Source organism: Bartonella sp. TT29SHDZB, from assembly GCF_042193395.1.
GTDB lineage: Bacteria > Pseudomonadota > Alphaproteobacteria > Rhizobiales > Rhizobiaceae > Bartonella.
This window is the reverse complement of record NZ_JBHILQ010000042.1, coordinates 1-4974: the sequence shown is the minus strand read 5'-3', so window position 1 is coordinate 4974 and position 4974 is coordinate 1. Positions and strand designations below refer to the sequence as shown.

Genomic DNA, 4974 nt, shown 5'->3' with positions numbered 1-4974 from the left:
TTTAAAGCGAAAGGCAAGAATGTTGGGGCGACAACAATTGCTTTAAATAATTTAGCCGGTAAGCCCGTTTATAAGGCAACAGAAACCGGTTTATTAGCCTTATCGGGAGGAGAGATACAAGATGGCTGTCTTTATACGCTTGTGTATGATGAAGAGCTTACGGGTTGGCAAGTTCTCAACCCGACAAGGGGCAAAGTTTCTTCCTTAAAACGTTTACCTTCCGGTCTGATAGGACCGTTTGCAATGGAGCGCTTGCCGGATGGTTGGTTGCCATGTGATGGGAGTGCTTATTCACGGTATGTTTATTGGGATTTATTTTCTGCGATAGGAACGACGTGGGGAGAAGGAGATGGCGCCACGACGTTTAATGTTCCCGATTTTCGGGGGCTATTTTTACGGGGACTTGATAATGAACGCAATTTAGACCCTTGGCGTTCTTTTGCAAGTCTTCAAGGCTATTCTTTGAAAGGGCATGAACATTTTATAGGTCCGGCGTCATCAGAAGGTCTTTCTTCTCGAAAAAAACGAGATGTTTCTTCTTCTGAAGCGCCCGTGACAAGGCGAAAGAGAGCTATAGACGAAGAGTGTGTAGGTTTGAGTGGGGATGCCTTGGAAAGGTGTAATCAAGAATTTGACCAAATAACAGGAAGTCCACAGGTAGAGACCCCCTTTTGGTTTACAGAAAAAGATAAGCCGCCGCGTTTACCTTGGTTTATCAGGAGTCCTTTTGCTAATTTTTTATATTATTCAACGCCTATAACAGAAGGTCTGAATGACAGAGCGCATCATGAACATCACCTTATGGCAGAGAGGGTTGGTGGGGTTGAAACGCGCCCCGTTAATGTGAGTGTAGTTTATGGGATCAAGACATGAGGAGTTGAAATGTCATTAAAACCGTTTGCGATATCAGAGATTAGCGACCCGTCTCAAGTACGGGTCGTTTTGTATTCGGGGGAAGTATTTGTACATGCGCCGCTTAATGGCGTTTTTGATTTACTGAAAGCAGCTTTGAAAACGGAGCTTGATGGTTCACTGAAAGATTTAGAGAAGCGCTTAGAAACCTTAAGAGAAGAGCTTGAAGATTTGAAAGAGTGTTCATTGGATGAAGCCCTCTGAATGAAGGAATAAAGCAGATGAAGATACCCGATCATGAACATGAATATTTGATACCTGTCGCGACGAGAGAAGAAATGATAGCAGGAACTTCTCAAGACAGTGTTGTTGTTCCGAAGCTTTTAGGGACGGCCTCTTTGTATTCGTATGAAACCTTTGCGCCGTTAGAGCAGGTTGTTAATGCAAGGCAAGAAGCAGAAAAAGCCATGGCGCGTGCGAATGGGGCGCAACAAACAGCAGATCAAGCGAAAACTATAGCAGACACAGCAGCGAGTTCAGTTACTGTAGCTTCTGAAGCCAAGACGACAGCAGAGACAGCTTTAGAGCAGGCAAATACGGCATTAACAGTATCCAATGCCGCCAAGACAACAGCAGAGGTATCGAAAACCTCTTCAGAAGATGCCAAGATGAAGTCAGAAGCGGCTGAGAGGTTAGCGCAAGAAGCCAAGCGTATTGCGGATGATACTAAAGGTGCAGCCGATAGAGTGGCGACAACGGTCACGGAAAGCTCTCAAAGAGTGACACAAGTTCAAAGCACAGTAGAGACAGCTTTGACAGAGGCAAGAGAAGCCAAGGCAACGGCAGGAGATGCAAAAACACTTTCCGAACAAACCAAGAGCGCTTTTGATGATGCCAAGCAGGTGATGGGCGAGGTGAAGAATGTTGCAGAAACAGCGGCAGCGAATAGCGGGCAAGCTCTCACGACAGCTTCTGAAGCCAAGATGACAGCTGATAGAGCCTCTTCGGTAGCTGGTGATGCAAAAGAAACGGCGTCTAAAGCACTGTCGGTAGCTCATGATCTTAAGCAATCGGTTGATCATGTCAAGAATACAGCTGAGGGAGCCAAAAGGACAGCAGAAGGAGTAGAACAGAAGGCTTTAACAGTAGAAGACGTTGCTACACAAGCCAAGATTAAAGCCGGTGAAGCCAAACAATTGGTTGAAGAAGTTAAGACGACAGCGCATTCGGCAGAAACGTTAGCGAATAATGCAAAGCGGTTAGCGGATAGTGCAAAAGATACAGCGTTGGAAGCGAAAAATAAAGCAGAGGATGCTCATGTTCTTTCGCAAGAAGCTAAGAGCGCAGCAGAGACGGCAGAAGAGAAATCCGCAAGAGCCGAAAAGAAGGCGGATGATGCGACAATCACAGCTTCTGAAGCCAAGACTATGGCGCAAGAAGCCAAACAGGCGTTAGAGACATCAACAGCGCAACAAGATGCCTCAGAAGCACTGTCTCAAGCCGCTGAAGCGAAGAAAGTAGCAGATCAGGCAGCAACGTTAGCCAATGAAAGTAAAACGACAGCTGTTGAGGCAAAAGGTTTAGTGGAGGAAGTAAAACAATCGGTAGCGACAGCGACAGAAACAGCAGAGAGCGTAGCTAAGGAAGCCAAAGTAGCATCAGAAAGCGCTGTTACAGTGGCGAATACAGCGAAGAGCACAGCAGAAGAAGCCAAAAGTGCAGCGGATACAGCAACAGCGACGGCTCATCAAGCCCAACAGAGTGCAGCGGAGGCTACAAAATTAGCTTCTGAAGCGAAAGCGGTAGCAGAGTCTGCGGCGCGTTCAGGAGAGACGGCGGGGCAGGTGAGTGGGGAAGCGGTGAAGGGTATAGCACAAGAGGCGAAGCGTAAAGCGGAAGAAGCCGAGAAAATAGCACAAGAAGCCAAACAGACAGCAGGTTATGCCAACCATGATGCTGGGCAAGCTCGTAGTGAGGCGGAAAAGGCAAAAAGCACAGCGAATGAAGCGTGGAGTAAAGCTTATGACGCGAATGAAACAGCAGATAGTGCTAAGACTATAGCAAGATTAGCAGAAACGGCAGGCGAAGAAGCCAAGAAAATAGCGGAGAAAGCCGATAACCGAGCGTATGAAGCCAAGAATGAAGTAGAAAAAGCCAAGGAAATAGCTAGTAATGCAAAATATATAGCAGAACAAGCGCAGAAGGCAGCTGAAACAGCGGGTAAAAAAGCTGCGTCTTTAGAGGAAGAAGCGGAAGAGGCACAAAAAATAGCCAAGGAAGCCAAGGAGTCTGCTGGTTATGCAAGACATGACGCGGAGCAAGCGCGTAGTGAGGTGGAAAATGCAAAAAGCACAGCGAATACAGCATGGAATAAAGCCCACAAAGCGAATGAAACAGCAGATAGTGCTAAGCTTACAGCAAGCTTAGCGGAAATGGCAGGCGAAGAAGCCAAGAAAATAGCGGAGGCATCTCAAAGCAAAGCGTATGAAGCAAAAGATGAAGCTGAAAAAGCCAAGGAAATAGCCAATAGTGCAAAATATGCAGCAGGAGAGGCGCAGAAGGCAGCCGAAACAGCGGGTAAGAAAGCCGCGTCTTTAGAAGAAGAAGCGGAAGAGGCACAAGAAATAGCCAAGGAAGCCAAACAGACAGCAGGTTATGCAAGACATGACGCGGAGCAAGCGCGCAGTCAGGCAGAAAAAGCAGAAAAAATAGCCTCGTCTGCGGTGAGTAGGGTTATCGATATCAACCAAGTGGTTGAGAATTTTAAAGCCCCCGTAAGTTTAGCGCGAATGTACTCAGATGAAGCCAAGAAAAAAGCCGAGTCGGCAGATTCACAAGCCTATCAAGCCAAGAGCGAAGCCGAAAAAGCCAAGGAAGTTGCTGATAGAGCGAAAAGGACAGCAGAAGAAGCCAAAAAAACAGCCGATACGACGAAGCAAGAGCTTGGAGGGATCAAGAGTTCCCTAGCAACGGCAACAACAGCCCATACAGTAGCTTCACAGACAAAAGTGTTAGCGGAAGAGGTAAACAATTTACTGAAACAGTCCAATTTAACGGTTCTTTCAATTTCCACACCGTTTCTTGTAGCGACAGGTAAAGCGCAATTAACCTTGAAAAAAGGAACGCGCATAACCTTGGCATTAGGCAATAATACTTTTGTTGCAAGTTATACGGCAGATACAAGAATAAGCGTTCCTTCTCTTTCGGCGGGCAAGGATTATTATGTTTATTTGGTTTCTGATGGAGGACAGTCTCATAAACTTGTTTTATCAGAAAACTCTACGTATCCAAGGGATTACACAGTGAATAATTCGCGAAAGATAGGAGGGTTTCATACGCTATGTGCAGATGTTGGTACGATTTCCAGTCATCCATTGTCTGGTTATAGAGCAGGGGATATTTTACCCAATTCTGTTTGGTGTCTCAATCACCGCCCGCATAGTTCACCAGAAGGTATGGTTTATGATCCTTCGCAAGATCTTTGGGTTGATATTTATCTTCAGTCAGGGACGGGTCACAATACCCGCTCGGCGTATAATGTTCCTATTACGACGAACCGTCTACAAACAGATCACATATCCGATATGCTGCGTGTTAAGAAGGCTTTGCTCAATAATACAGAATTTACCTCTGCGATGTATGGAAGCAATGAAGGTGGTGGGATTCAAGGCAAAAAAGCACCTTCACCAAAACATTCTGGAGGTTATAAGAATACGGCAAATATACGGATGATTTCGCATATCGGTTGTGAAGATGGTTGCGGTTATGTTTGGCAATTTGTGAGAGATGTTTGTTTCATGCAAACGGTAACTGGAACCTCACCAAATGTACAGTTTAAAAAAGATATGTATGCATTGTTAGCTGGTGGAGATTGGTCTGATACTACGAATATCAATCCACATCTGCGTGCAGTCATTATACGGAATGCCATTTATGAATCGGCTGGCGCCCGTGGCTGTAGTTATCCACGGCATTTTGTTTAGGAGGGTTAGATGATAGATTATCCAGAGCATTTAAATAGCAAAGAAGATTATATGAATATGCTTTCCTTTGATAAGGCTGAAACCGTAAGGAGGCTAGGGAATCTTTTAGCAACACGTTTTTATTGGGTTTTTGTTAAAG

3 protein-coding genes are annotated in these 4974 nt (G+C 45.5%); all 3 read left to right on the top strand.

Annotated elements, in window-relative coordinates; all coding sequences use genetic code 11:
* The coding region (locus tag ACFIJJ_RS08965) for a phage tail protein (protein WP_375646702.1) at positions 1–873 on the top strand (873 nt) is incomplete at its 5' end.
* 9 nt (positions 874–882) lie between these two features.
* Positions 883–1116, top strand: a complete 234-nt coding sequence (locus ACFIJJ_RS08960; RefSeq protein WP_375646701.1) for a hypothetical protein — start codon at positions 883–885, stop codon at positions 1114–1116.
* A gap of 17 nt (positions 1117–1133) precedes the next feature.
* Positions 1134–4835: an alanine-zipper protein gene (locus ACFIJJ_RS08955; protein ID WP_375646699.1), complete on the top strand. Its 3702-nt coding sequence runs from the start codon at positions 1134–1136 to the stop codon at positions 4833–4835.
* Positions 4836–4974 lie beyond the last annotated feature (139 nt).